Origin of the sequence: Variovorax sp. OK212, assembly GCF_900112425.1 — a bacterium.
In the GTDB taxonomy this organism is placed as follows: domain Bacteria; phylum Pseudomonadota; class Gammaproteobacteria; order Burkholderiales; family Burkholderiaceae_C; genus Variovorax.
Genome location: NZ_FOLP01000005.1, coordinates 74949 through 99138 on the forward strand (window position 1 = coordinate 74949; position 24190 = coordinate 99138).

Here is a 24190-nt window from a genome sequence, read left to right on the forward strand (position 1 = left end):
CCCTCAAGGAGCCCCGATGAACGATGCCATTCCCCGCAGCGCCCCGCCTCCCAACATGGCGCCGATCGATGTCGAGACCGACGCCGGTCCGCTGCCGCTGAAGGGCGCGCTGCCCGCCGGCCTGCGCGGCACGCTGGTGCGCAACGGGCCGAACCCGGTGCGCCCCGATCCCAAGGAGCACTGGTTCGCGGGGGACGGCATGCTGCACGCCTTCAGCATCGGCGACGGCAAGGTGCACTACCGCAACCGCTGGGTGCGCACGCAGCGCTGGCACGCGGCCGCCGAGGGCCAGGACCTGCCGGGCGGCTTCCAGGAAGCGCTCTTGAACAGCGGGCAGAAGCCGCCGCACGACGACGGCTCCGCCAACACCAACGTCATCGGCCACGCTGGCCGCGTGCTCGCGCTCGAAGAGGCGCACCTGCCGGTCGAGGTGGCGTTGCCCACGCTGGCCACGCTGGGCGCCAACGATTTCGGCGGCGGCCTGCAAGGCAGCTTCACCGCGCACCCCAAGACCGACCCGAAGACCGGCGAGCTGCTGTTCTTCGGCTACGGCACGCCGGCGCCGCTGTCCAGTGGCATGAGCTTCGGCGTGATGTCCCGCGAGGGCCGCGTCACGCGCTTCGAGCGTTTCGAGGCGCCCTACGCCAGCATGGTCCACGACTTCATGGTGACCGAGCGGCACGTGATGTTTCCCATCATGCCGCTCACCGCGAGCATGGAACGCGCGCAGAGCGGCCGCCCGCCCTACGCCTGGGAGCCAGAGCACGGCACGCGCGTGGGCCTGATGCCGCGCAATGGCAGCACGGCCGACATCGTCTGGTGGCGCGGCCCGGCCTGCTACGTGTTCCACGTCATGAACGCGTGGGAGGCCGGCGGCAGCCTGTTCGCCGACGTGGTGCAGTTCCCCACGCCGCCGCTGTTTCCGAAGCCCGACGGCTCGCCCGTGAGCGACAAGCCGCCGGTGAGCCGGCTGGTGCGCTGGCAGTTCGACCTGTCGAGCCCGGTGCACGAGTTCACGCAGACGCCGCTGGAGGAGATTCCGGGCGAGTTCCCGCGCATCGACGAGCGCTTTGCCGGCCTGCCCTACCGCCACGGCTGGTACGTGTGCCGCGGCATCGCGCAGCCGAACGAACCGCCGCGCCTCTACGCGGGGCTGGTGCACGTCGACCACACCACACCGCACCGCGACATGTACCTGTTCCCCGCGCCCGACGTGGTGTCTGAAGGCGTGTTCGTGCCGCGCGCCGCCGATGCCGAGGAAGGCGACGGCTGGCTGCTGGCCACCGTGTGGCGCGGCGCCACCGACACCAGCGACCTCGTGGTGTTCGATGCGCGCGCACTGGCCGCCGGCCCGCTGTGCGTGGCCTCGCTGCCGCACCGCGTGCCGGTCGGCTTCCACGGCAACTGGTTCGCCGCGGGCACGCAAGAAGCGGCGTCATGAGCCTGCGGCCGGCCTTCGCGCCGCGCGGCCGCCTGCGCGGCTGCACCCCCCGGGTGGCGCCGGGCGTGCGTTAGTGCCACCATGGCCGCATGACGAACGCCAATCACCATGCCAACCACCCCACCGATCCCGTCGCCACGCCGCGCGGCATCGACCACATCGTGGCCGGTGTTTCCACCAGCGACGGTGACGGCGTCAAGCTCACGCGCGTGCTGCAGCAGCCGCTGCAGAAGCGCCTCGACCCGTACCTGATGCTCGATGCCTTCGGCAGCGACAACCCGGGCGACTACATCGGCGGCTTTCCCAACCATCCGCACCGCGGCTTCGAAACCGTCACCTACATGATCGCGGGCCGCATGCGCCACCGCGACAGCGCGGGCCACGAAGGGCTGCTGGAGAACGGCGGCGTGCAATGGATGACGGCCGGGCGCGGCCTCGTGCACAGCGAACTGCCCGAGCAGGAAGAAGGGCTGATGGAAGGCTTCCAGCTGTGGCTCAACCTGCCCGCCAAGGACAAGATGCGCGAGCCCTGGTACCGCGACATCCAGAGCGAGGAGATTCCCGAGTTCACCACCACCGGCGGCGCGCACGTGCGCGTGATCGCGGGCGCGAGCCACGGCATCGAGGGTGCGGTGCGGCGCGAGCACACCGAGCCGCTGTACCTCGACATCACGCTGCCGCCCGGTGCGGAGTTCGCGCAGCCGCTGCCGGACGACCACAACGTGCTGGTCTACGTGTTCCGCGAGTCGGTGTGGATCGCGGGCAGCGAGATCCCGACGCGCCGCATGGCCATCCTGGCCAACGACGCGGCAAGCGACGGCGTGGTGCTGCGCGCCGGCGCGACCAACCACAGCCCGGCGCGCGCGCTGCTCATCGCGGGCCGGCCGCTGCACGAGCCCATCGCGCAGTACGGGCCCTTCGTGATGAACACGCAGGAGCAGGTCAAGCAGGCGGTGCACGACTTCCAGAACGGCAAGCTGGGCTGAACCCGCGGGTCCGCGAGCCGAGGCGGCGCCGCTGTAGTTGCCCGCCTACCGCAAGTCGGCATCGGCCCCGCACGCGGCCCGCCGCGCGGGCTGCCTAGATTGCGGCATGACCCCCACGATCCGAAAAGGACAGGCGCCCGAAACGCTGCAGCGCGCCGAGTTCCATGAACGCTTCATGCAGCCCTTCCAGGACCCGGCGTTCCAGGCCGAGGCTGGTTCGCTGCATCGCATCGAGCTGATTGCGTGGGAGGCCTACCAGGAAGGCCGCAAGGCGCCGGTCACGCGCAAGGCGGGCCCGGGCTACGCCGACCCCGACTACGACCTGTCGGTCGACTGGCTCGAGGCCAAGGCGCGCATCGACGCAGCGCAGGCCGCCTGGGGCCAGCCGCAGACGCGCTCGCGCGTGCTGCTGGTGAACGGCTCGCCGCGCAACGACGGGACCTGTCCCGGCGAGATCTCCAAGACATGGCGCCTGGCCGAGCTGGCGCGCGAGGTGCTCGAGGGCAGCGGCATCCAGGTCGACCTGCTCGACCTGAGCCTGGTCACCTCCGAATACGGCCGGCAGATCCATCCGTGCAAGGGCTGCGTTTCCACCGCCATGCCGCTGTGCCACTGGCCGTGCAGCTGCTACCCCAACCACTCGCTGCGCCAGACTGGCGACTGGATGAACGAGATCTACGAGCGCTGGGTGGCCGCGCACGGCGTGATCCTGCTCACGCCCACGCACTGGTACCAGGCCACCAGCCCGCTGAAGCTGATGATCGACCGCCTGGTGTGCGCCGACGGCGGCAACCCGGACCCCAGCAGCACGCACGGCAAGAAGCCCGAGGAAGCCAAGGCGCTCGAGCTCGAAGGCTGGGGCTACCCCAAGCACCTGGACGGGCGCGCCTACGGCGTGGTGGTGCACGGCGACGTGGCCGGCATCGAGAGCCTGCGGCGCAACCTGTGCGACTGGCTCGACTGGATGGGCCTGGTCGACGCCGGCATGCAGTCGCGGCTGGACCGCTACATCGGCTACTACGAGCCCTACGCCACCAGCCACGACGAACTCGACGCCGATGCCGACGTGCAGGAAGAAGTGCGCAACGTGGCGCGTGCCGTCGCGCGCGCGGTGGGCGAGCTGCGCGCGGGCACGCTGCAGGCACCCGACCGCGGGTTGAAGCGGCCGCGGGCGAAGTAGGAGATCGACATGGGCAGGCCCATGCGGTCGATGCCCGCGCCGCGCGGCTCATCAATCGGTTCATCAATCTTTACGCAAGCTCACGCTGGGCTAACGGGCGCGATACAGAGGTCTTCCACACTTCGTCTCACCTGCTGCCCATCGGCGGCAGTCTTCGAAAGGAAGCACTTCTCATGATCTCTCTTCGCCAACGCATCGTCTGGGCCAGCCTGCTCGGTTCGGCCGCCCTCGCCTCTTCGGGCGCTTTCGCTCAAGCGCCGGCCGCTCCCACCGCAGCCGCTCCCACCGCCGCGGTGGCCCAGGCCGACAACGCTGCCGCGCCCAAGGCGCAGCACAAGCGCATGGACCCCGCCAAGCGCATGGAGCGCATGCAGGAACACCGCGCCAAACGCATGGCCGCGCTGAAGGACAAGCTCAAGCTGAACGCGGGCCAGGAAGGCGCATGGTCGACCTTCACCACCGCCACGCAGCCGCCGGCCGGTCCGCGTCCCCGCATGGACCGCGCCGAGTACGCCAAGCTGACCACGCCGCAGCGCCTGGAACGCATGCAGACCCGCCAGGCCGAGCGCAGCGCCATGTTCGCCAAGCGCGCCGACGCCACGAAGACCTTCTACGCCACGCTGACGCCTGACCAGCAGAAGACCTTCGACACCGAGACGGCCCACTTCGGCGGCCCGCGCGGTCACCACCGTGGCCACGGCGAGCATGGCGAGCACGGTGGCGCACCGGCCGCACCCGCCAAGAGCTGAGCCCGGTCTGCCGAACAGTCGATCGTCTGATCGGCTGATAAAAAACCCCGCAGCGCGAAAGCGCGGCGGGGTTTTTCATTGGTGGCTGCCGGACGTGCCGGACGTGCCGGGCGCGCGGAACGTGCGAGTTACTTCGGCGTGCCCGTCTTGTCCGTCGGGTTCGTCACGATGTCCGGGCGCTCGCCCTTCTGGCCGAACTGCGGCTTCACCTTGCGGCCGGTCTGGCTCACCTCGGCGCGCGACATCTCGCCGGTCGGCTGCGGCATGGCGTTGGGCTGGTGGTTCACCGTGGTGGTGGCCTCGCCCTTGGGCACCATGTTGGTCGCGTTGCTGCGGTTGTGGGCGCGGGCCTCGGCCTTCACGGCTTCGCGCGAGTTGGGCATCGAGTTGTCGGGGCGCTGCGGCGGGTTGGCCACGCCGGCCGGCGTCATCGTGCTGGCCTGGCCGCCCACCGAGGGATCGGGCTGGGCCGGAATGGACGTGGTCTGCGCGGTGGCGAGGCTGGCGGCGCCCAGCAGTGCAGAGAGGACAGCTGCGTGAAAAGTGGCTTGCTTCATGGTGGGTACTCCTTGTGGCTTTGTCTCGAGATCGATGGATCGAATGGATGGAATCGGGATGAAAACGCGGGCTGCTTTCTCCAAGCCCTGAAACCACCCTAGGAGTCGCCGTTTGGCCGCGTTGTGGGGGTGCGGCAGGCCTGCTTGTGAGGGTGCGGCAGGCCCGCCTGTAGGAGCCCGCCGCCCAAGCCTGAAGGGGGCGCAAGAAGGTGGCGCGTTCCTACAGTCGGCATGCGCGGGGCACCGTACAACCGGAACAACGATGTCTTCCTCGCCCTCTTCGCCGATGTCTGCCGCCGCCGAGCTTCCCGGAACGACCTCGCTCAAGGTCATGACGGTGAACACCCACAAGGGCTTCACCGCGCTCAACCGAAAGTTCATCCTGCCGGAGCTGCGCGATGCCGTGCGCACCGTGGGCGCCGACGTGGTGTTCCTGCAGGAAGTGCTGGGCACGCATGCGCGCCACTCGCGCCGCGTGGACAACTGGCCCGAGGCGCCGCACTACGAATTCCTGGCCGACACCATGTGGCCGCAGTTCGCCTACGGGCGCAACGCGGTGTACCCGAAGGGCCACCACGGCAACGCGGTGCTGTCGAAATTCCCGATCGTGCATTTCCGCAACCACGACGTGTCGGTGAGCGGCCCCGAGAAGCGCGGCCTGCTGCATTGCGTGCTGCGCCTGCCGGGCCGCCCGGTCGACGTGCACGTGATCTGCGCGCACCTCGGCCTGGCCGAGGCGCACCGGCTGCAGCAGCTGGAGCTGCTGTGCCACATCGTGCGCGACGAGGTGCCGGGCGACGCGCCCCTCATCGTGGCGGGCGACTTCAACGACTGGCGCGGCCGCGCGCACGACATCCTGGAGAAAGGCGCCGCGCTGCGCGAGGTGTTCGTGCATGCCACCGGGCGCGCCGCCAAGACTTTTCCCGCGCGCTTTCCGGTGCTGTCGCTCGACCGCATCTACGTGCGCAACGCCGGCGTGCATGCGCCGGTGGTGCTGCCGCGGCGGCCGTGGTCGCACCTGTCCGACCACGCGCCCCTGGTGGCCAACATCGATCTCTGAGCGAATCCCATGAACAACAACCACTGGATCGGTGGCAACCGCATCGAGCTGCTGGAGAACGGCGAGCAGTTCTTTCCGCGCGTGTTCGAAGCCATCCGGCAAGCCCGGCGCGAAGCCATCGTCGAGACCTTCATCCTGTTCGAGGACAAGGTGGGCCTGCAGCTGCAGGCCGCCATGCGCGAGGCCGCGCAGCGCGGCGTGAAGGTCGACCTGATGATCGACGGCTTCGGCTCGCCCGACCTCTCGCGCGAGTTCATCGAAGGGCTGACCTCGGTGGGCGTGAAGGTGCGCGTGTTCGACCCCGGCGCGCGCTTCATGGGCCAGCGGCTCAACGTGTTCCGACGCATGCACCGCAAGATCGTGGTGATCGATGGCGAGCGCGCGTTCGTGGGTGGCATCAACTACTCGGCCGACCACCTGATGGACTTCGGCCCCAAGGCCAAGCAGGACTACGCGGTCGAGCTCACGGGCCCGATCGTCGGCGAGATCCACCAGTTCGTGCTGCGCGCCATCGCGCTCGGCGGCAAGGGCGCGGGCTGGTTCCGCCGGCGGCTGAAGCTGGCGCCCCCGGTGAAGCAGAGCCACGAAGGCGACGCCGAGCTGATGTTCGTCACGCGCGACAACCGGCGCCACACCAACGACATCGAGCGCCACTACCGCGCGGCGATCCGCTCGGCGAAAGAGCGCATCGTGATCGCCAACGCGTACTTCTTTCCGGGCTACCGCCTCATCAAGGAACTGCGCCGCGCGGCGCGCCGCGGCGTGGACGTGCGGCTCATCCTGCAGGGCGAGCCCGACATGCCGATCGTGAAGACGGCCGCCAGCATGCTGTACCACCACCTGCTGCACGCCGGCGTGCGCATCTACGAGTACTGCGAACGGCCGCTGCACGGCAAGGTCGCGCTGATGGACGACAAGTGGAGCACCGTGGGCTCGAGCAACCTCGACCCGCTGAGCCTGTCGCTGAACCTCGAGTCGAACGTGGTCGTGCGCGACGCCGCCTTCAACAGCGTGCTGTGGGAGCGCATGGACCACCTGATGCAGCACAGCTGCAAGCAGGTGCAGGCGGCCGACCTCGCGAGCGAATGGAGCGGCTGGCGGCTGGTGCGCAGCTTCTTCGTGTTCCACGCCATGCGCTGGTACCCGGCGCTGCTGGGGCGCCTGCCGCGCCATGTGCCGCGCCTCACGCCGGCCGAAGCCACCGACCTCGCGACCCGCCGCGACACCGGCCTGAGCAACCCGACCGGCGGCGCCACGCAGACGGAAGCCGCCTGAGGGGCCTGCCATGAGCGTGAGCGCGCTGTCCCGCCACTCGCGCCACCCCTGGTGGCCCTGGGCGCGGCGCGCGATGGTGTGGGGCTTCTTCGCGCTCATTGCATGGCTGCTGGTGCGCCAGGCACGCACCATCGACTGGGACGAGGTGCTGGACGCCATCGCGGCGCTGCCGGCCGCCACCCTGCTCGCGGCCGGCGCGCTGGTGGCGTGCAGCTTCGCGCTGTACAGCACCTACGACCTGCTGGGCCGCCACCTCACGCGGCACCGCCTCGGCACGGGCACGGTGATGGGCGTCACCTTCATCAGCTACGCCTTCAACCTCAACCTGGGCTCGCTGGTGGGCGGCGTGGCCTTCCGCTACCGGCTCTATTCAAGGCTGGGGCTGGGCAACCAGACCATCACGCGCGTGCTGGGCTTCAGCATGCTGACCAACTGGCTCGGCTATCTGGTGGTGGCCGGCGCGGCCTTCTGCTTCTGGCCGCTCGCGCTGCCGCCGACCTGGAAGATCGGCAACGAGGGGCTGCGCATCCTCGGCGCGGTGCTGCTCGCGGTGGCGCTGGCCTACGTGGTGCTGTGCGCGTCGGCGCGCGGTCGCGTGTGGCGCGTGCGCGGGCATGCGTTCAAGACACCCACCCTGCCGATGGCGCTGCTGCAGCTGGCGATGTCGTGCGCCAACTGGTCGCTGATCGGCGGGGTCATCTGGTTCCTGCTGCAGGGCCAGGTCGGCTATGTGCACGTGCTCGCGGTGCTGCTGGTGGCCGCGGTGGCCGGCGTGGTCACGCACGTGCCGGCGGGGCTCGGCGTGCTCGAGGCGGTGTTCGTGGCGCTGCTCGCGCACCAGGTGGCCGAGCCGCAGCTGCTGGCCGCGCTGCTGGCCTATCGCGGGCTGTATTACCTGCTGCCGCTGGTGGTGGCCACCGTCGGCTACGGCGTCGCCGAGGCGCGCGCCAGGCGGCTGCGCGCCGTGGCTTCGCCGCGCTGACGGCGCACGCAGGACTTCTTTGGCAAAAATTGCGAAATCGAAATTGTTGCAGCGCAGCAATTCGGGCTTCGGAGGCCTATAGTGGGCCGACCGCCTTCCCCTTCGTTCCCCTCACCAAGCCCCCCACATGTCGTCCCTTACCTCCGCCGCCCGCCCGGCCGACCCGCTCACGCAGTGGTTCGAGCTGGCGCTCAAGACCCACGAGATGCTGCTGTCCTCCGGCTCGGTGATCCGCATGCGGACCGAGCGCATCGCCAAGGCCGGGCTCGTGCCCAGCGCGGACGATCTCGCGGAGTTCCAGCTGATGGGCCAGGAAAAGCTCGCGGCCGCGAGCGAATCGGGCCTTGCGATGGCCCGGCAGTGGCACAGCAGCCACCTCTCGCTGGCCAACCGCGTGCTGCAGCAATGGGTGCAGAGCACCACGGCCTTCTTCTCGCTCGCGGGCAGCGTCACGCCGGCACAGGCCGCCGCCAACAGCGACGCCTTCGTGCAATCGGCCGCCGGCACCGTCGATGCCGCGAGCCGGTTTCCGGACATCGCGGCGCGCATCGCGCACGACGGCCTGGAGCCCATTCACGCCGCGGCCACGTCGAACGAGCGTCGGCTCTCCGAGCTGGCGTCCTGAAAGAAGGCTGGTTCAGCCCTTCGCGGGCACCAGCGTCAGCAGCGTGATCTCCGACGGCGCGCCGAAGCGCTTCGGCGGACCCCAGTAGCCGGTGCCCCGGCTCACATAGATCCACATGTCGTGCAGGCGGTGCAGCCCCGCCGTGAAGGGCTGCTGCATCGGCACGAACAGGTTCCACGGAAAGAACTGGCCGCCGTGCGTGTGGCCCGACAGCTGCAGCTGGTAGCCGGCCGCCGCGGCCACCGGCGCGCTGCGCGGCTGGTGCGCCAGCAGCACGCGCGTGTGCACCAGCGGCGGTGCGTCGTGCAGCGCCAGGTGCGGGTCGCTGGCGTGCGCGGCGTCGAAATGCCCGGCGGTGAAGTCGGTCACGCCGGCCAGCACCAGCGCGCTGTCGAACAGCTCCTCGTCGGTCTGCGCGCCGCGCACGTTGCGCGTCTGCAGCACCACGTGCTCGTTGAGCAGCACCTTCAGGCCGAGCCGGCGCAGCTCGTCGATCCAGGCGTGCGCGCCCGCGTAGTACTCGTGGTTGCCGGTGACCACGAAGGTGCCGTGCCGCGCGCGCAGGCCGGCCAGCGGCGCGATGTGCTCGCGCAGCTCGGCCACGGTGCCGTCGACCAGGTCGCCGGTGATCGCGATCGCGTCCGCGCCCAGGCGGTTGACCGCATCGACGATGCGCTGGATGTAGCTGTTGCGGATGGTCGGGCCCACGTGGATGTCGCTGAGCTGCGCGATCGTGAAGCCCTCGAGCGCTTGCGGCAGCCCGCGAATGGGCACGTCGACGCGCTTCACGCCGGCCGTGCGGCGCGCATTGAGGAAGCCGATGGCCGAGGTGGCCGTGGCAATGGCCAGCACTGCCAAGGCGCTCCACGGCTTCAGGCTGGCCCACTGCACCTGCACGCCGCCGGCGGCGCTGGCCAGCCAGGTCAGGCCCAGCGCCGCGTCGCGCACCAGCGTCAGCACGAACATCGACGAGAACCAGCCCATGCTGATCAGGCCGATCCAGTTCAGTGCGGTGCCGGGCGACTTGCCGCCGCTTCGCGCCAGGAAAGGCAAGGGAATGGTGAGCGCCGACACCGCGAGCGCCAGCAGCGCCAGCGGCCACGCGGGCGTGAGCACGGCCAGCGCGGGCAGCAGGCGCAGCGCGATGTAGACGTGCAACAGCGCGGTCAGGGCGCTCAGGGGACGGATCGGCATGGGGGCAATGGGTTCGGGCACTGCCCGGGATACACCACCTGCAAGGCGCATGCCGTGCATTCAAGGCATCCGGAGGCGCCGGCACCGCTATTTTTTCTATAGCGCAGCGCGCCCGGATAGCGGGCGTTTCGACCCGAAAAAGCCTTCGAAGTGTACGCCGGCCAAACGTTTGCGCCACACGATGCCGGCGCCCACTTGCGCCAGCGCCGTGCCTGCGCGCCGCTTACTGCACCGTCCGCGTGCCGGCCGAAGCCATGTCGGTGCCCGCCGGCCAGACGAAGCTGACCTTGGACGGCGCGCCCTGCAGCACGTGCAGCGGCTGCTTGAGCACCTGGTTGCCCAGGCGCGCCTCGACTTCGTAGTTGCCCGGGTCGAGCCGCGCGACCATGAACGGGCCGCCCGAGGTCACGTTGTCGATCAGCGCGGTGCCGCTGCCGTCGCGCACCGTCACGTGCACGTTGGCGGCAAAGTCGGCGCCCTTGCTGTCCTTGACCGCGAATTCGAGCGTGGCGGGCCAGCGCGGCGACACCGTTTCCATCAGCTGGGCTTCATCGCTGCCGATGCCGCCGCTCATGTACTCGATGCCGTGCGACATGAAGATCGGCGGATTCACCGCCGCCTGCGCCGACGCAACCGCCGACAGCGCGCCGAGCAGCACGGCGCCGCAGAAGGCCGCGGCCGCCAGCGGGCGCATGCGCGATGGGGAACGGGGGAGCGGGGAAGTCATGGTCTGGGTCCTTTCCTGGTCGTCGTGGCGAGAAGCCACGGTGCCACTGTGCGGCGCTTGGCTTAGGAAAGGCTGACCTGCTGCCTGAACCGGAGTACCCGGAGGGCCGGAAGGCCCCCCGTGCTCAGCGCAGCGGCGAGGTCTGCGCCAGCGTCTGCGCCAGCGGCGGCGTGACCGAGGCCATGTCGAAGTTCGACGGCCAGACGAAAGAGGCCCGTGCCGGCATGCCGGCGATCACCACCAGCGACTGCGTCAGCGTGAGGCCGCCGAGCGTCACGTTCACGTCGTAGGCGCCCGGGTTCAGGCGCGCGAGCATGTAGGGCGACCTGGTCTGCACGTCCATCACCACCTGGCCGGTGTATTTCTGGCGGACCTCGACCGCGGCCTGCGCCGGAAAGCCGCCCTGCTGCGCGCCCTTGCCGTCGCTCACGCCGAGGGCGATGGTGGCGGCCCAGCGCGGCGAGACCATTTCCATGAAGGCGGCCTCGTCGCGCGCGGCGCCGCCGCACATGTATTCGATGCCCTGCGCCACCTGGATGGGCGGGTTGGAGAACGCATGGGCCGACGTGAAGGCCCCGAGGAATGCTGCTGTGCCGCCCAAAACCAGCGCGGCCAGCGGCCGGCGGAGACGTGAAGGGTTCATTGCTGTGTGGTCCTCGATCTTGCGTGACGTGAAATCCGACGAGGATTTTGCTTAGCAAGAGTCGGGCTAGATATAGCGTTTACGAGGAACGATCTGCGGAATCAAGTTGAATGCTATTGTTTTCATAGCATATGACGTCCGTGTGACGTGGGTGTTGGCTACTTTTGTTCACAACCCTCAGGCAAACCCTCATGCGCCCTGGTCTGCGGTGTTTTCGGGACGGATTCCGCCGGCGTGCATGGCGCACGCCTACATCTGTGCATCGCGCCGGCGGATATGAACGGTTGAACGCACACAAGGAGCTTCAGCCATGACCCTCGAAACGACGATCAACGAGTTCAAGAAAGTCGATGCGGCGCGCGCCGACTACCCCGGCGAGCACCTCGCCGTGCTGGGCGCGGGCGTGTTGCTGCTGCTGGCGGCGGGCCGCAGCCGCTCGTTCCTGGCGCGCATCGTGGTCGGCGCGGCCGGCGGCGCGCTGATCGGCCGCGCGGCAAGCGGCACCGGCGGTCTCGCCAAGCTGGCGGGCGCACTGCAGGCGGGAGGCTGGGCATGGCCGCGCCGCTGAACACGCGGGCCGCTGCCGCCCCCGCACCCGCCGCCGGGCCCGAGCGCTACTGGCCGCTGTGCCTGGCGGTGGCGCTGCTGGCGATGTTCCTGTTCTACGTGACGCTCCAGGGCCTGGTGCGCGAGAGCGCCGCGCGCGCGGCGGCCCTGCTCGCCCCGCCGCCGGTCGCCGAGGCGCCAGCCGCGCCGATGGCGCCGATGGAGCGCTTCGAGCCCCTGCCGCCGGTGCAGGCCACGGCTGTGCGCGCCGCGGCGCCGGCCGTGCTGGCCACGCCGCCCGCCGTCGTGCACGCCAAGGCCGTGCCCGCCGTCGTCGAGGTGACCAAGTGCGCCACGCCGACCGGCGAAGCCGCCTATTCCGACGGCCCCTGCCCCGAAGGTTCGCGCGCGACCACGCTGCGCCTGCCGCGCGACCTGAACGTCGCGACCAGCATGTAACTGGCCTGTCAGCCTGCAGGCGCGGGCCGCACCACCACGGCCCCGTCCTGCATATCGACCTCCAGCAGCGCGCCGTCGGCCACCGGCCCGAACATCGTTCGCGCCACCGCGGCCACCACCAGCTGCTCGACCGCGCGCTGCAGCGGCCGCGCCCCGTACGCCGGGCTGAAGCCCTTGTCCGCGACGAACGCGACCAGCGCCGGCGAGAACGCCAGCCGCACGCCGCGGCGAACCAGCCCTTCGCGCTGCGCGATCGCCTGCAGTTCCTGCACCGCGATCGCCTCGATGGCCGTGCGCGTGAGCGGCGCAAAAGGCACCACGCGGTCGATGCGGTTGAAGAACTCCGGCCGGAAGAACTGCCGGATGTCGTGAATGGTGCTGTCGCCGCCGCCTTCCGGCGTCTCCTGCGCGAACCCCAGCGACGCTCCGTGGCGCACGCCCAGGTTGGTGGTCATCACGATCACCGTGCTGCGGAAGTCGGTCATGCGCCCGCGGCTGTCGCGCAGGCGGCCTTCGTCGAGCACCGTGAGCAGCAGGTCGAACACCGACGGGTCGGCCTTCTCGATCTCGTCGAGCAGCACCACCGAGAACGGCTGCTGCCGCACATGCTCCACCAGCTTGCCCGGCCGCGCGCCGGTGCCGATGAGCCGCGCGATCTGGAACGCGTGCTGGAACTCGCTCATGTCGATGCGGAACAGCGGGTCGGCCGCGGCGCCCGGGCCGCCGGCCCCGTGGGTATCGCCGGCGCCGAAGAAGTAGCGCGCCAGCGCCTTGGCCGCGGCCGTCTTTCCGACGCCGGTCGGCCCCGCGAACAGCAGCGTGGCAATCGGCTTGGCCGGGTCGTTCAGGCCGGCCTTGAACAGGTACACCACGTCCTTCAGGTGCCCGACGGCCGTGTCCTGGCCGAACAGCTTCTGCGCGAAGAAGGCATGCACCTGCGCCTCGTCCAGCGGCTGGTCGTCGCGCAGGAAGGTCTCGGGCAGGCCGGTGCTCTTCGCGAAATGCGCGATGGCCGCGGTTTCCGTCACCACGCCCGACTGCGCCGCCAGCGCCTCGCGCACGCAGTCGCCGAAGAAGCGCACCGCCTTGCCCGGGAAGCGCTCGTAGCGCACGTAGCGCTGCAGCAGGCGGTAGCCGGTGTCCAGCGCCTGGCGCTCGATGTCGACCGACAGCGCGCCCTTCGCATGGCCCGCGAACAGCTCGAGCACGCGGCGCGCGCGCAGGTTGTCCATCTCGGGCAGGTGCAAGGTCTCGAAGCAGTCGATGAAGCCGGGCAGCCGCTGGCGCGCGGTTTCCAGCTCGCTCGGGTTGGCCTCGCCCACCAGGCGCAGCGTGCCGCGGCGCAGCGCGGGCAGCAGGTAGGCGGCCATCGAGTCCTCGGCGCTCTGGCCGCCGATCTGCAGCAGGTTGACGAAGTCGGTCACCCACAGCAGGCCGTCGGCCAGGTCCAGCCATTGCACGGTCTGGTCGCACAGCGCCTGCCATTCGCCCAGGTACTTGGCGCGGCCGATCAGGCGCTCGGCGTGGCTGCGCCAGAAGGTGGGCGGCGCGTCGTGCCCGGTGGTGAGCCGGTGCGCCTTGCGGATCGCCTCCAGGATCACCACGCTCTTGCCCACGCCCGGCTCGCCCACCAGCAGCAGGTTGCCGCGGCGCGCCAGCCGCGCGGCGATCTCGTCGACCAGCGCGCCCTGCTCCCACGCCACTTCGGGGAACACGTGCAGGCCGCGGCGCGCGCCGGTCTCGGGCAGGCGGTCAGCCACGGCCTGGAGCTGCTCGCAGGTTTCGCGCAGGTGGCGCGGCACCTGCTGCCTGCTGCTCGCGCGGTCGTCGCGCCGCACGTCGATCTGGTCGAGCCACGGCGCCGAGGGCATCAGGTAGCGCTGCGCCGCCTCGGGCGAGACGCCGTCCAGGCATTCGCGCGTGTAGTGCTCGATCAGCACCTGCAGCTGCGCGTCGTCGTAGTAGTAGAAGCTCTGGTCCAGCCAGGGCAGGTAGCACTTGGCGTAGCCGTCTTCCTCGTTCTGGCCGAACACGGCGGCCACGTGGAAGTCGGTGGCGCGGGGCTCGGGGAAGTTGCCCTTGTCCGTGCGGTGCGCCAGGCTCACCGACACGTGCACCAGCTTGAGCCGCGCGTCGTCGATGTCGGGCTCGGGCACGTAGCCGTCGCGCTCGCGTTCACGCTGCAGCGTCTCGGCCAGCGCGGCCTTCACGCGGCGCGCGCTGCGCTCGATCACCTGGTAGTCGGTGCCGAGCAGGATGCCGCAGACGGACGTGTCGTCGAGCTGCCAGCACACGAGGGGGTACGAAAGCGTGGCCATGCGTGGGTGTCGATATCTCAGTCTTGCGCGGCGCGGCCGTCCCACAGCAGCAGGCGCCAGTCGTCCTCGCTGAGCGGGCCGTTGAACTTGCGCACCCGGCCGGAGCGCAGGTCGGTCAGGCGGCGGTGGTCGCCGGGGCGCGCGGGCTCCAGGCGCAGGCGCACGATCTCGGTGGGCAGCACGGGCGCCGTGCCGCTGTCGTCGTTGTCTTCGCTGTCCTCGTTGTCTTCACCGTCCATCGGCAGCAGCCGCACGGCGAGCGGCAGCGGCCGGTCGTCGCCCACGTACCAGAGGTGGATGCCGCACTCGCCGCCGAAGGCATCGCGCAGGCCGACGCCTTCGAAGCAGCGCATGCCGGCGCGCGGCGACGCCAGCTCGTGCACGTCGAGCTGCGCGATCAGCGCGGCGTAGTCGGCCCAGGCGGCTTTCACCGCGAGCTCGCCCGCGCCCGTCTGCAGCGGCACGATCTCCAGGCCCACCCGCTCGATGCCGTGCCGCGCGAGGCTGTCGGCGCGGCGCGCGAGCTGGTCGATTTCCAGTTGCCAGCGCACCAGTTCGGCGTCGGCGCCGCGCAGCGGCTGCGAGCCCGCCAGCAGCTGCTCGAAGAGTTCGTGGATGTCGTGCTGCGCCGCCAGCATGTCGGTCATGGGGCGACCCATGAAGCGCCAGTCGCGCGCACGCGGCGGCAGCTGCTTCACCGCGCGCACCGGCGCGGCGCGGCGCTCCGACAGGTCCCAGCTGCGCCGCGCGAGCACTTCGCGCAGCGGGTCGAGCCGCACCTGCAGCGCGCGCAGCGCCAGCGCGTCGGCCTCGGGCGGGCCGGTGTCGATCTGCGCGCGCAGGCGCTCGTGCAGCGCGTCGGCCGTGGCCGCGAGCTGCCGGTAGCCCGCCGCGCCCGTGTCCTCGGGCAGCAAGACCGTGCGCTGGCGGGCGTAGTCGAGCAGCGTGGCGCGCGTGGCAAGGCCGCCGTCGCCGAGCGCCGTGTCGAAGGCCACGTCGAGCAGCATCGGCTGGCCGCTGTGCGACGCGGCCAGCCGCTGCGCGATCGGCCGCGTCAGCGCGCGCTCGATGCCGCGCTTCAGTGCGCGCGCGCCCAGCGCCTCGTCGTGGCCGAGGCGCGCGAGATGGTCGAGCGCTTCGGCCGACACGTTCAGGAAGGTCAGCCGCCGCACGAAGCCGTCGCGCGCGAGCACGCGCTCCAGCTGCAGCCGCGCGATGGCTGCGATGTCTTGCGCCGACAGCGGCGTGAAGCCGACCACCTGGTCGATGCGGTTCAGGAATTCGGGCCGGAAGAAGCGCTCCACCGCCTCGCGGTAGGTGTGCGCCACGTCGGCCGCCTGCCGCACGAAGCCGGTGTGGCGGCTCGCCGCACCGGCGCCCAGGTTCGAGGTGAGCACCACCACGCACTGCGAGAAGTCGGTGGTGCGGCCCAGCGCGTCGGTCAGCCGGCCTTCGCCGAGCACCTGCAGCAGCAGGTCGTGCACCGAGGGGTGCGCCTTCTCGATCTCGTCGAGCAGCAGCACGCAGGCGCGGCGCTGGCGCACGGCCGCGGTGAGCTGGCCGTCGGGCCGGTGCGCATCGCCGATGAGCCGGCCGGCGGCGTCGCCGTCGACGTACTCGTTCATGTCGAAGCGCACCAGGCCGCCTTCGTCCTCGAACAGGAAGTCGGCCAGCAGCTTGGCGGCCTCGCTCTTGCCGACGCCGGTCGGGCCGATGAACAGCAGCGACGACAGCGGCTTGCCCGGCGCCGCCAGCCCCGACTTCACGAGCGCCACCACGTCGACCAGCTGCGCGCGCGCCTCGGGTTGGCCGATCAGCCGCGCCGCGAAATGCGCCGCGGCCTCGGCCGGCGCCAGGCCGACCTGGCGCGAGAACAGCTTCTCGCGGAAATGGTACGTGGCCGTGTACGCGGCCAGCACCTCCGCGCGGCCGACCTCGCCGCGCGCATGACGCACGGCCAGCCGGTCGAGCAGGCGGATCGCCGAGCCGGGCAGCACCTCGTCGGCGGCGAAGCGGCGCTCCATCTTCAGCAGCTCGGCCACGGCGCCGGCGCCGATGCGGCACGCGTGCTGCTGCTCGAGCTCGGCGCGGTGCCAGTTGACGATGCGGATGGCCGTGGCGCGCGGCGGCGGTTCCACGCGGATCACGCGGAACAGGTCGGCGAAGCGGCGGTCGCGCTGCTGCACCTTCTGCCATGCCTCGGGCGTGGCCTCGCCGATCATGGTGAACGCGCGCTTTTCGAGCAGCGGGCGCAGCACGTCGGCCAGCGTCAGCGTGTTCTGCGCGCTCTTGCCGATCGACAGCAGCGCGACCAGGTTGTCGCAGTACAGGTGGTCGGGCTTGGCGATGCGGAACTCGTCGCGCAGGCGGAACTGCAGGTGCTGCAGCAGCACGGCCATGCGGCGCTGCCACTGGCCGATGACGCTCATGCCCGAGATCACGCGCATCGGGTCGAGGTGCCAGGTCTTCTGCAGGCGCTCGCGGTCGCGGCCGGTCTCGCTGTCGATGTAGCGGCGCAGCGCGCCGTGCACCAGCGCCGTCTTGCCGGCGCCGCGCGGGCCCACGAGCACGATCGCCCCGGCACCACCGTCACCGTCACCGCTGCTGCTGCTGCTGCCGCTGCCGCTGCCGGTGCGGTAGATGGCGCGGCCCAGTTCCTCGACCATGTCGTCGCGCAGGATCGCCCGCGTGAGCGCGTCGGGGTACAGGTCGTTCAGGTCGAGCGCGGCGCGCGCCATCTCGCTCGGGCCGTCGCCGATGCCGTCGTCGCGCAGCGCGCTGCGCCGGTCGTGGTCGCTCTCGAACGGAAAGCGGCCGTGCGCCAGGTGCAGCGAGAGCTCGAGCTCGCCGAGTTCGTCGTTCGGCGCGGCCAGGTAGCGCTGCGGGTCGAACGCATCGCCCAGGTCCTTGCGCTTGTCGCGGAACCAGGCCTGCAGGGCGGCCACCAGGCGCTCGGTGCGCTGGGCCTTGTCGAGCTGCGATTCGCCCAGGTCGGCCACCATGCCGTCGAGCTGCGGCAGGCAGGCGTAGCGCCGCCCGGCCACGCTGAAATGCGCGGCCGCGAACGCGCCCTCGACCCAGCGGCGGCCGCTGTCGAAGCCCAGCGGCACGAACTCGAAGCGCAGCTCGGGCGCAAAGCCCAGCCACAGGCGCTCGTCGAGCGTGGTGCGCGAACTGCGCGTGCCCTGGAAGTGGCGCACCACGGCCTGGCGCAGCTTGTTCAATGCCGCCTCGTAGCGCCCGGCCGTGGCCTCGATTTCCGGCAGGAACAGGCAGCGCAGCCGGAAGCCCGCTTCCTTGCGGTGCGTGACGAAGACCGGAACGCGCAAGCTGCCCTGGCGGCTCATCAGTCGTCCTCCCCGAGCAGCATGCGGTCCATGAGCGCGTCGAACTGACTGTCGAGCAGGCGCTTCCAGGCGGGCTCGTCGGGGAACGGGCTGCGCCAGTCGGCGTGCGGGTCGCTCAGCACGCCCTGCTTGAGCAGCCGGTGCACCGGCCGGCTGTCGAAGAAATGCTGGCGGTGCACGTTGGCGGGCGTCTCGAAGCCCGACAGCGGGGTGTTGCGCACGGAGACCCAGGCGTCCGACTTGCGGTCGCCTTCCCAGATGCGCCACACGCCGCTTTCGCGGCGGAAGTAGTCGAACACCGCCGGGCCTTTCAGCTCGATCTCGAAGCCGACGACCAGGCTCTTGCGGCTCGAGGTCTGCGGCCAGGGGAACTTCAGGTACGGGCTGGGCGCTGTCTCTTCGTCGCGCTTGTCTTCGCGTTTGTCTTCACGCTTCTTTTCGGCCGCGGCTTCTTCCGCCCCGGCCGCGCGCGGCGACGGCTTGTGGGGCTCGTCGCCCAGCCGCACCACCTGCGAACGGAGCTCGAAACCCGCGAGCGTGGCCAGCCCGCTCCACGCGGCATGCAGCGTGGCCACCAGCGCCGGCGCGGCGTACAGCCCGACGGTGCAGACGCTGCTGTCGGGCCGCACCACGTGGAATGCGCGCTGCTTGAAGTCGCTGAAGCGCGTGCGCCATGCCGCCAGGTCGGGCGGCGCGTCGGCCTCGCCGACCAGCGCCAGCAGGGCCTGTCCTTCCAGCTCGATGATTTCGGCGAACAGGCCCTGCGCCTGCTGCTGCACGGCGGCGAGTTCGCGCGCGCGGGCGGCGTGCGCCGTGCCGTCCCAGTGCGGCAGCTGCGGCGCGCGCTGGCGCTTCTTCTCGTGGCGGCGGCGCTCATGGTCGAGGCGGAACAGCTGGTTCACCAGGTTCACGTACAGCGGGCCTTCGGTCACGCGCTGCCAGTGGCGGCGCGCCTCGGCCAGCGCGTCGGCCGTGAGCAGCGGCGTGTTGTCGACCGCGCGCTGCAGCAGCTCGGTGCGCACGTCCAGCGCCTGGCCCGCGCTGGCGCCGGCGCCCACCTTCACCGCCAGCGGCGTCACGTACGCATGCGGCGACAGCGCATGCGCCAGCGGCAGCAGCAGCTCGCGGCGCAGCACGCGCTGCACGTCGCGCGCGCCGTAACGCACGTCGCCGGGCAGCGTGGCCAGGTGCGCGGCCACGCCGGCGTCGAGCGTCAGCTCGGCGCTGCGCTCGAGCAGGCCTTCGCGCTGGCGCATCAGCGCCATCTCGCGCCCGAAGATCGGCGCGCGCTCGGCGGCCGACAGCGTGGCGAACGGCACGATGTGGTCGATGCGGTTGAAAAGCTCGGGCCGGAAGGCCTGCTGCACCGCCTGCTCGAAATGGCTGCGCGGGTCGCCGCGCTGCGCGCCCAGGCCCATCGGCGTGCGCTGCATCACCTCGGCGCCGAGGTTCGAGGTCATCACCACGAAGCTGCCGCAGAAGTTGGCCGTGAGCCCGTCGCCGCCGGTCAGCCGGCCCTCGCCCAGCACCTGCAGCAGCAGGTCGAAGAAGCTGGGGTGCGCCTTCTCGAGCTCGTCGAACAGCACCACCGAGAACGGCTGGCGCCGCACCGCGCCGATCAGCACGCCCTCGTCGCCGCCCAGGTCGCCGAGCAGGCGCAGCACCGCCACCGGGTCGGCGTACTCGCTCATGTCGATGCGGATCATGCGGCGCGCGTCGCCGAACATGAACTCGGCCAGCGCCTTGGCCGTCTCGGTCTTGCCCACGCCCGTGGGGCCGATCAGCAGCATCGACGCGATCGGCTTGCCGCTGCGCGCGAGGCCGGCCTTGGTGGCGACCAGCAGGTTGGTGACCACCGAGAGCGCGTCGGGCTGGCCGAACAGGCGGCGGCGGAAGAAGCCGTCGACCTCGTCGAGCGACAACGGCAGGCGCGCGTCGAGCATGCGCCGCGGCATGCCGGTCTCGGCGCAGAACGCGGCTATCGCGTCGTCGCGGCCGATCACCGCGCCCGGCTGGCCGCGCACATGCAGGATCAGTTCCTCGAAGAAGCGGATGCCCTTGCCCGGAAAGCCCGAGTAAGGCGAGAAGCGGCGCTGCAGCGCGATGAGCTCCGACACCGCCTCGGGCGACACCGCCACGCGGTGCTCGGCCGCCAGCGCGGCCACCGCGGCGAGCATCGTGCGCTCCTGCTCCGCCTCGGGCTGCTCGGGCAGGCGCACCGCCTGGAACAGCGCCGAGAAACCGGGGCTGCGCAGGTCGATGGTCGACAGCTCGGCAGGCGTGGCCTCGGCCAGCAGCATCAGCTGGCCGCGCGCCAGCGGCTCGCGCAGCGCGTCGCCCAGGCTGACGCTGTTGCCCTGGTACTGGCCCACCTCGAACAGCTCCGACAGGTGGCCCACGTACAGCGCCACGTTGCGCTCGGCCAGCTCGCGGCACAGCGCGGTCAGCGCCTGCTGCCAGCTGCCGTCGCGCGTGAGGCCCTGGATGAGCCGCGCCGCGCTGGTTTCCCACGGCACGCCGGCGGCGCGGTCGCGGCGCTCGCGCGCGTACTGGTGCATGAGCGCCGTCTTGCCGCTGCTCTCGGCGCCGATGACCAGCACGCTGCGCGCAAAGCGCCCTTCCGCGGCGCGGCCCATGGCCTTCAGCGGTTCGGCGAGGCCGATGGCCGTGCGCGTCCCCGTGCTCATCTCGTTGGCCACCGCGGGCAGCAGCGGCTCGGCGCGCTCGTTCTTCAGGCGGCGCAGCGCCTCGGCGCTGTGGAACACGAGGTCGAGCGGCAGCTGCGCCAGCTCGACCTGCTCGAACCACTGCGCCGCCACCTGCCGCCGCACGTCGGCCTGCCGGCCGCTGCGGCGATGCTCCAGCACCACCGCCTCGACCACCGCGTCGCGCAGGCGCTCGGCCTCGGCGAGGGTGACGATGCCGAGCGCGGGCACGTAGCCGATGCAGGGCGTATTGGCGGGGCCGGTGGAAAGGAAGGCAATGTGGCGGCAGCGGCGCGCGGGTTGCAGCAGCGGGTCGCGGCCGCCGGGAATGTCGACCTCGATCTCGTGCCGCTCGAAGGCCTGCGGATCGTTGATCTGCACGGCCTCGAGGTAGCGGCCCTTGTCGATCAGGTGCGACTGCACCGCCTGCGTCATGCGCCGCGCCATCGCCTGCGCGCTGCTGCCGAGCCACGCCATCCCGGGAAAGGCCAGCGACGTGACGACGCTCTCGCCGGCCACGGTGGTCAGTTCGAAGAAGGCGAGGCTGGAGGGAATGGCAGGGGTCCTGTGCGCGAACGAAATTGGCGCAGATTCTGCCTCATGGTTTTTGCAGTGGCCGCAATGCAAAACGCCCGGCGGGGCCGGGCGTTTTGAATGAATGCGAAGGTTCGCGCAATTACACGTCGATGTTCGCCGCGCGCAGCGCGTTCTGCTCGATGAACTCGCGGCGCGGTTCCACCTCGTCGCCCATCAGCATCGTGAACACGCGGTCGGCTTCGATCGCGTCGTCGATCTGCACGCGCAGCAGGCGGCGCACGGTCGGGTCCATGGTGGTTTCCCACAGCTGCTCGGGGTTCATTTCGCCCAGGCCCTTGTAGCGCTGGCGCGAGGTGGCGCGCTCGGCTTCGCCGATCAACCACTTCATGGCCTGGCGGAAGTCGTCGACCTTTTCTTCCTTGCCGCGTTCGCCTTCGCCGCGCCGCACCAGCGCGCCTTCGGGGCTCAGCAGGCCGCGGAAGGTGTTGGCGGCTTCGGCCAGGGCTGCGTAGTCGGCGCCGTGCACGAAGTCCTGCGTGATCACGCTGCTCTTGATGTTGCCGTGGTGGCGGCGGCTGATGCGCAGCAGCGGCTTGTCGGTGCGCGCGTCGAACTCGTGGCTCACCTCGGCCGGAATGCCGGTGGTGTTGAGCTCGCGCAGCTTGGACTGCAGCGCCACGGCCGAGGCCGAGGCGGCGGGCGTGGTGTCGAGGTCGAGCGCCACGCCGTCGGCAATGGCGCGCAGCGCCTCGGCGTCCATGAAGTTGCGCAGGCGCGCAATGACGGCCTCGGCCACCTGGTGCTTGCGCGCCAGCTCGCCCAAGGTGTCGCCGCTGAGCGTGGTGGAGTTGGCGCCGCCGGTCTGCAGGCTCGCGTCCTTCAGGGCCACCTTGAGCAGGAAGGCGTCGAGCGCGGGGCCGTCCTTCAGGTACTGCTCTTCCTTGCCGACCTTCACCTTGTACAGCGGCGGCTGTGCGATGTAGATGTGGCCGCGCTCGACCAGCTCGGGCATCTGGCGGTAGAAGAAGGTCAGCAGCAGCGTGCGGATGTGGGCGCCGTCGACGTCGGCGTCGGTCATGATGATGATGCGGTGGTAGCGCAGCTTGGCGACGTTGAAGTCGTCCGCGCCGCCGCCCGCGGTGGTGGCGCCGGCGCGGCCGATGCCGGTGCCCAGCGCGGTGATCATCGTGAGAATTTCGTTGCTGGTGAGCAGCTTCTCGTAGCGCGCCTTCTCCACATTCAGGATCTTGCCGCGCAGCGGCAGGATGGCCTGGAACTTCCGGTCGCGGCCCTGCTTGGCGGAACCGCCGGCGGAGTCACCCTCCACCAGGTAGACCTCGCACAGGGCGGGGTCCTTTTCCTGGCAGTCGGCCAGCTTGCCGGGCAGGCCCATGCCGTCGAGCACGCCCTTGCGGCGCGTCATTTCGCGGGCCTTGCGGGCCGCTTCGCGGGCGCGGGCGGCCTCGACGATCTTGCCGCAGATGATCTTGGCGTCGTTCGGGCGCTCCTGCAGGTAGTCGGTCAGCAGGCGTCCGACGATGTCTTCCACCGGCGCGCGCACTTCGCTGGACACCAGCTTGTCCTTGGTCTGGCTGGAGAACTTGGGCTCGGGCACCTTCACGCTCAGCACGCAGCACAGGCCTTCGCGCATGTCGTCGCCGGTGACTTCGACCTTGGCTTTCTTGGCGAACTCGTGCTCTTCGATGTACTTGTTGATGACGCGGGTCATCGCGGCGCGCAGGCCGGTCAGGTGGGTGCCGCCGTCACGCTGGGGGATGTTGTTGGTGAAACACAGCACCTGCTCGTTGTAGCCGCTGTTCCACTGCATCGCCACTTCCACGCCGATGTGCGTGCCGGGAATGCCGCCGTAGGTTTCGGCCGGCTTCTCGCCCTCTGCGTAGAACGAGTTCGGGTGCAGGACGGTCTTGCCCTTGTTGATGAACTCCACGAAGCCGCGCACGCCGCCGGCGCCCGAGAAGTCGTCTTCCTTGCCGCTGCGCTCGTCCTTCAGGCGGATGCGCACGCCGTTGTTCAGGAAGCTCAGCTCGCGCAGGCGCTTGGAGAGGATTTCGTAGTGGAAATCGTTGTTCTCCTTGAAGATCTCGGTGTCCGGCAGGAAGTGCACCTCGGTGCCGCGCTTGTCGGTGTCGCCGATGATCTTCATGGGCGAGACTTCGACGCCCTGCACCGTCTCCAGCAGGCGGTCCTGCACGAAGCCGCGGCTGAACTGCAGTTCGTGGATCTTGCCTTCGCGGCGCACCACCAGGCGCAGCATGACGCTCAGCGCGTTCACGCAGGACACGCCCACGCCGTGCAGGCCGCCCGACACCTTGTAGCTGTTCTGGTTGAACTTGCCGCCGGCGTGCAGTTCGGTGAGCGCGATTTCAGCGGCCGAGCGCTTGGGCTCGTGCTTGTCGTCCATCTTCACGCCGGTGGGAATGCCGCGGCCGTTGTCGGTGACGCTGATGGAGTTGTCGGTGTGGATGGTCACGACGATGTCGTCGCAATGGCCCGCCAGCGCCTCGTCGATGGAGTTGTCCACCACCTCGAACACCAGGTGGTGCAGGCCGGTGCCGTCGGAGGTGTCGCCGATGTACATGCCGGGGCGCTTGCGCACGGCTTCAAGCCCTTCGAGGATCGTGATCGAGCCTTCGCCGTAGCTGGTGTCGGCGGCAATGACTTCGGGCGGCACGACCTGCACTTCAGGCGTGTAGACCGGCTCGGTGTGCGGCACTTCGGGCTTGTTTTCTTCAGCACTCATTCGGATATTCCTCTGTCTCTCACGGCATTCACCGTGATTTTTCGGGCTCTCAAAAGCTCAATTTGCCGCCTCTTGAAAGCGCAAACCCGCGGAGGGCC

The 24190-nt window shown here is 70.4% G+C and carries 18 protein-coding genes; 10 read left to right on the forward strand and 8 right to left on the reverse strand.

The features are described from left to right. Positions 1 to 16 precede the first annotated feature (16 nt). The 4 genes from BM004_RS16910 (at position 17) to BM004_RS16925 (ending at position 4356) form a co-directional block, all read left to right on the forward strand. Positions 17 to 1441 carry a carotenoid oxygenase family protein gene (locus BM004_RS16910; protein ID WP_093215139.1) on the forward strand — a complete coding sequence of 475 codons (1425 nt, stop codon included), beginning with the start codon at positions 17 to 19 and terminating at the stop codon, positions 1439 to 1441. An 89-nt stretch (positions 1442 to 1530) separates the two neighbouring features. Next, complete coding sequence (locus BM004_RS16915; RefSeq protein ID WP_093128812.1) at positions 1531 to 2427, forward strand: pirin family protein; 897 nt, start codon at positions 1531 to 1533, stop codon at positions 2425 to 2427. A gap of 106 nt (positions 2428 to 2533) precedes the next feature. Further along, positions 2534 to 3607, forward strand: a complete 1074-nt coding sequence (locus BM004_RS16920) for a flavodoxin family protein (protein ID WP_093128813.1) — start codon at positions 2534 to 2536, stop codon at positions 3605 to 3607. Between the two features lie 173 nt (positions 3608 to 3780). After that, on the forward strand, positions 3781 to 4356 hold the full coding sequence (locus BM004_RS16925; protein WP_093128814.1) for a Spy/CpxP family protein refolding chaperone: 576 nt from the start codon (positions 3781 to 3783) through the stop codon (positions 4354 to 4356). A 128-nt stretch (positions 4357 to 4484) separates the two neighbouring features. On the opposite strand, the gene BM004_RS16930 is transcribed toward BM004_RS16925, so the two are convergent. Continuing rightward, entirely contained in the window at positions 4485 to 4913 is a 429-nt protein-coding gene (locus BM004_RS16930) for a serine/threonine protein kinase (RefSeq protein WP_093128815.1), read from the reverse strand. A gap of 262 nt (positions 4914 to 5175) precedes the next feature. Here BM004_RS16930 and BM004_RS16935 point away from each other — a divergent pair, with 262 nt between their 5' ends. The 4 genes from BM004_RS16935 (at position 5176) to BM004_RS16950 (ending at position 8855) form a co-directional block, all read left to right on the forward strand. Then, a complete protein-coding gene (locus BM004_RS16935; protein ID WP_093128816.1) occupies positions 5176 to 5973 on the forward strand; it encodes an endonuclease/exonuclease/phosphatase family protein in 798 nt (265 codons plus the stop codon). Between the two features lie 9 nt (positions 5974 to 5982). Next, the gene (gene clsB / locus BM004_RS16940; protein ID WP_093215141.1) at positions 5983 to 7248 is read left to right on the forward strand and encodes a cardiolipin synthase ClsB; all 1266 of its coding nucleotides are present in this window, start codon (positions 5983 to 5985) and stop codon (positions 7246 to 7248) included. Between the two features lie 10 nt (positions 7249 to 7258). After that, positions 7259 to 8230, forward strand: coding sequence for a lysylphosphatidylglycerol synthase domain-containing protein (locus BM004_RS16945; RefSeq protein WP_093215144.1), 972 nt, complete (start codon positions 7259 to 7261; stop codon positions 8228 to 8230). 127 nt (positions 8231 to 8357) lie between these two features. Then, positions 8358 to 8855: a polyhydroxyalkanoate granule-associated phasin gene (locus BM004_RS16950; protein ID WP_093128819.1), complete on the forward strand. Its 498-nt coding sequence runs from the start codon at positions 8358 to 8360 to the stop codon at positions 8853 to 8855. 12 nt (positions 8856 to 8867) lie between these two features. On the opposite strand, the gene BM004_RS16955 is transcribed toward BM004_RS16950, so the two are convergent. From BM004_RS16955 to BM004_RS16965, 3 genes are all read right to left on the reverse strand, one after another. Next, on the reverse strand, positions 8868 to 10109 hold the full coding sequence (locus tag BM004_RS16955; RefSeq protein WP_093215146.1) for a metallophosphoesterase: 1242 nt from the start codon (positions 10107 to 10109) through the stop codon (positions 8868 to 8870). A gap of 163 nt (positions 10110 to 10272) precedes the next feature. Beyond that, positions 10273 to 10776 carry a hypothetical protein gene (locus BM004_RS16960; RefSeq protein WP_093128821.1) on the reverse strand — a complete coding sequence of 168 codons (504 nt, stop codon included), beginning with the start codon at positions 10774 to 10776 and terminating at the stop codon, positions 10273 to 10275. A 124-nt stretch (positions 10777 to 10900) separates the two neighbouring features. Continuing rightward, positions 10901 to 11419 (reverse strand): hypothetical protein, encoded by a 519-nt coding sequence (locus tag BM004_RS16965; RefSeq protein ID WP_093128822.1) that lies wholly within the window; start codon positions 11417 to 11419, stop codon positions 10901 to 10903. Between the two features lie 310 nt (positions 11420 to 11729). On the opposite strand from BM004_RS16965, the gene BM004_RS16970 reads away from it, so the two are divergent. Then, complete coding sequence (locus BM004_RS16970) at positions 11730 to 11987, forward strand: hypothetical protein (protein WP_093128823.1); 258 nt, start codon at positions 11730 to 11732, stop codon at positions 11985 to 11987. Further along, on the forward strand, positions 11972 to 12424 hold the full coding sequence (locus BM004_RS16975) for a hypothetical protein (protein ID WP_093215149.1): 453 nt from the start codon (positions 11972 to 11974) through the stop codon (positions 12422 to 12424). Before BM004_RS16970 ends, BM004_RS16975 begins: the two co-directional genes overlap by 16 nt. 8 nt (positions 12425 to 12432) lie before the next feature. On the opposite strand, the gene BM004_RS16980 is transcribed toward BM004_RS16975, so the two are convergent. The 4 genes from BM004_RS16980 to gyrB form a co-directional block, all read right to left on the reverse strand. After that, positions 12433 to 14742 carry an AAA family ATPase gene (locus BM004_RS16980; protein ID WP_093215152.1) on the reverse strand — a complete coding sequence of 770 codons (2310 nt, stop codon included), beginning with the start codon at positions 14740 to 14742 and terminating at the stop codon, positions 12433 to 12435. A 17-nt stretch (positions 14743 to 14759) separates the two neighbouring features. Continuing rightward, the gene (locus tag BM004_RS16985) at positions 14760 to 18089 is read right to left on the reverse strand and encodes an AAA family ATPase (protein ID WP_093215155.1); all 3330 of its coding nucleotides are present in this window, start codon (positions 18087 to 18089) and stop codon (positions 14760 to 14762) included. Continuing rightward, positions 18089 to 21313 carry an AAA family ATPase gene (locus BM004_RS16990; protein WP_143072442.1) on the reverse strand — a complete coding sequence of 1075 codons (3225 nt, stop codon included), beginning with the start codon at positions 21311 to 21313 and terminating at the stop codon, positions 18089 to 18091. The genes BM004_RS16985 and BM004_RS16990 overlap by 1 nt, the downstream gene beginning before the upstream one ends. Positions 21314 to 21470: 157 nt before the next feature. After that, positions 21471 to 24092, reverse strand: a complete 2622-nt coding sequence (gene gyrB / locus BM004_RS16995; protein WP_093215162.1) for a DNA topoisomerase (ATP-hydrolyzing) subunit B — start codon at positions 24090 to 24092, stop codon at positions 21471 to 21473. Positions 24093 to 24190 lie beyond the last annotated feature (98 nt).